4 protein-coding genes are annotated in these 2,828 nt (G+C 60.4%); all 4 read right to left on the bottom strand.

What is annotated here, in order from left to right; all coding sequences use genetic code 11:
- Nucleotides 1–51 precede the first annotated feature (51 nt).
- Complete coding sequence (locus PHT20_RS16555) at nt 52–672, bottom strand: IncP plasmid survival protein KfrC family protein (protein WP_300087816.1); 621 nt, start codon at nt 670–672, stop codon at nt 52–54.
- Between the two features lie 39 nt (nt 673–711).
- Nucleotides 712–1,053 carry a KfrB domain-containing protein gene (locus tag PHT20_RS16550; RefSeq protein ID WP_301021395.1) on the bottom strand — a complete coding sequence of 114 codons (342 nt, stop codon included), beginning with the start codon at nt 1,051–1,053 and terminating at the stop codon, nt 712–714.
- Between the two features lie 112 nt (nt 1,054–1,165).
- Nucleotides 1,166–2,167, bottom strand: coding sequence for a DNA-binding protein (locus tag PHT20_RS16545; protein ID WP_300087820.1), 1,002 nt, complete (start codon nt 2,165–2,167; stop codon nt 1,166–1,168).
- A gap of 181 nt (nt 2,168–2,348) precedes the next feature.
- Nucleotides 2,349–2,828 (bottom strand): transcriptional repressor KorB C-terminal beta-barrel domain-containing protein (locus tag PHT20_RS16540; protein WP_301021394.1); only part of this gene is annotated, 480 nt, incomplete at its 5' end.

Below are 2,828 nucleotides of genomic sequence, written 5' to 3'. Positions count from 1 at the left end.
CAAGTTATTGCGGATTTACCTTTTCGAGGGGATGGGCATAAATAACCTTTATCAGGCTTGGGTCAAGCCAAGGCGCAAACCGCGCCCAAGATTTTCGCCTCTTCGCTCGCGCTCCAAGGCTTGCTTCTTCTCTTGCTCTTGCTTGCGCAGCAAGGCTTGATGAAGCCGTTCGGCTTCCCGCATTTCTTCCCAGTCCTTCGCAAGCCCCGGCTCCTGGGCGCGCACCTTCCGGTGCGCAAGCTCTTCAATGCGCGGGCCGTGAGCACCCATGCCGTCTTTGATTTCGCGCACAGCCTCAAGCCGGCCGTGAAGGCGCTGCATGGCGCTCTGCTGCTGCTGAATCTGGCTTTGCCACTTGGCGCGGGCACCAGGGCGCGAGAAAAGGCCGGGCTGGCTGGCCTGTGTTTGCTGCAAGCGTGATGCTTGCTGCTCGATCAAGTTTTCAAGCCGATCCTCGATGCGCTCGGCCTGGTCGTGTTTCGCTTCAACCTGCGCCGCGAAAGCGGCGCTGTATTGGGACTCCAAGGGGGAAGCCTCAAGAAGCGCCGTTTGCTCGGCCTGGGCCTCCTGGGCGCGCTCCAAAAGAGCGTCCGCCTGGGCGACGGCATCCAACCCCGGCTTGGCGAGTTGCAGACCCGGCCGGGTCGCCTGCGATTCCTTGGACTGGATCATGTAATGCGCCTCCTGAATTTTAGCGGCTAAAGTTGGCAATCAAGATATACCTCGCCCCAGCTTAATCGACGATGCGGTTACTACCGCCTTGCCGCTGTCGTATTTGACGCTTGAATTTGCGCCGATTTCAGGCAGTTTATCGAAATCCGCCCGGTTGTGCATGACAAAGTTCTTGCCGACTTGCTGGTAGATATGATCCTTGTCGGCATACACGATCACGCCATCATGGGCTTTTGCCTTGTCGACCTGACTGGACAGGTAGATGTTGTAGATGCCGGGTTTCACTGACCCAGCTTTCTCCACCTTGTCCGTATTCCACTGTCCTCCTTGCTCGCTCTGAACAAGACGTTGCCCGTTCCTTACAAGAAGGCGTTGCTTCATCTGGATGCTCCTTTATTGTCGGTTTCTGTCAAAAAGGTGCGTTTTTGACCTGGTTGCTTGTAATTTGTCGCGTTTCAGCAACACTCCATTTTATCGCAAAGCGTTCGATTTATCAGTCTTTTTTGGGCTTTTGCACCGGCTTTTCACCCTGAGTTTTGACCGCCTGCATCAATTGTGCGCTCTGATCCTTGAGGGCATCCAATTGGCCGCGCAACGTGGCCGCCTCTTCTCGCGCCTGGCGTTCACCCTTGCTTGCCTGGTCGCGCTCGGTTTGTGTGGCCGTCATGCGCTCGGCCGTGCGGTGTGCCTCGGCTGCGGCCTGCTTGCGTTGCTCCTGGTGCGCCTCCTGGGCAGCCTCGGCCTTGGCCTTCACAGTAACCAACTCGGTGCGCAGCGCGTCGGTTGCGGCCGCCGCCTTCTCTGCCGCCGCCTCGGCCTTGGCCTGGGAGGCGGCCAAATCAGACCGTAGCGCCCCAATCTCGGCGGCATGGGCTTGGCGTACTCCGGCCAGCTCGGCGCGGCCCTGTGCGGCCTCCTGGTGCGCGTGGTCAAGCTCGGTGCGCAGGTCTGACGCCCGACGCTCGATTTCCTCGGCCCGCTGCTCGGCGACGGCGGCCCGCTGCTGCATGCCCAGTAGGGCGTTGCGCGCTTCCTCGATCTGCTGACGTTGCACCTCGGCATCGGCGGCCGCCCGGCGGCCAGCAGTTTCCAGTTCATCAATTCGAGCCTGAGCAGCTTCCAGCTCGGCCTTTTGCGCCTCGAAGGCGTCGGCCATCTGCTTGTTGAGCGTTTCTGCCTCGATCCGCTCCGCATCCCAGCCCGCTTGCGCAGCCCGCAAAGACTCGTTCGCCAGTTCCTGGGCCTCCTGCCACAAGGCAGACAGTGCCGCGCTGCTGGCCTGCATGACAGCCTCGGGAACCTGGACGGCCACCGGGGCGGCCTGCGCCGTCTGCGCACGTCGCCAGTCCTTCATGCCGGCGCTCGCGTCGTTCATGTTGACCCTGGCCGTCTTGCGCACGGCGTCAACAGTCGGAAAGGCCGCACGGCCGGCCTGCTCGTACAGCGAATCGGCGGCGGCAAAGATGCGGTCGCGGGTGTCTTTGGTCAGTTCCATGTGTGCGGCTCCGGTGACTTGATAAGGTAAGAAGAATAATATTCTTATTATTATTACTTGTCAAGCGGTATAGCTAAACTTTTTTAGCGGCTAAAGCCCGGCTTGGTGCGCGACGGACGAAAAAAAACCCGCCGGGTCGGCGGGTTCGTGGTGGGGATTTGTCCCGGTTCGATTGGGTCGATCAGCCTTCCAGCAACGCGACAAGCTGCACCTGGGCAAGATTGGCCTCGAACTCCTGGCCGTCATCGTCGTACTTCAACCAGGCGAAGCCCTCGGCCGGTGGACGTCGATTCAAGATCAGCCGCGCCGGGCGCTCGTCATGCTGCACCTGGATGATGGCCTTTTTCAGCTTGTCGGGATCGTCGACCTTTTCCTTCTTCTTGGCGTCCGAACCTTCTTGGCCGGCGTCCTCGCCGCCCTCGCCTTCGGCACCAGCACCCTCGCCGCCGTCTTGCTGCTCTTGCTTGCGCTTGTCGTCCAGGAACTCGCGCAGCAGCTTGACCGAACCCCGCGTGATTTCCTGGTTCTCGTCGCCCAGCCAGTCAGTGACTTCCTCCGGCTTCTTCTTGAAAGCCGTCACCAGCTCGTTGATAACCGTCACGTCCTTGGCGCGACCAGAGTTGAACGCCTCGGCAATCGGGTCTGGCAGGTCAAGCAAAGT

This window comes from Rhodoferax sp., assembly GCF_028715765.1.
GTDB lineage: Bacteria > Pseudomonadota > Gammaproteobacteria > Burkholderiales > Burkholderiaceae_C > Rhodoferax.
This window is presented reverse-complemented; position numbering and strand designations above follow the sequence as displayed.

Excerpts from the sequence above, each read along its gene's own strand:
- PHT20_RS16550 (WP_301021395.1), bottom strand. The coding sequence starts at position 1,053 with ATGAAGCAACGCCTTCTTGTAAGGAACGGGCAACGTCTTGTTCAGAGC.
- PHT20_RS16545 (WP_300087820.1), bottom strand. The coding sequence starts at position 2,167 with ATGGAACTGACCAAAGACACCCGCGACCGCATCTTTGCCGCCGCCGAT.
- PHT20_RS16555 (WP_300087816.1), bottom strand. The coding sequence starts at position 672 with ATGATCCAGTCCAAGGAATCGCAGGCGACCCGGCCGGGTCTGCAACTC.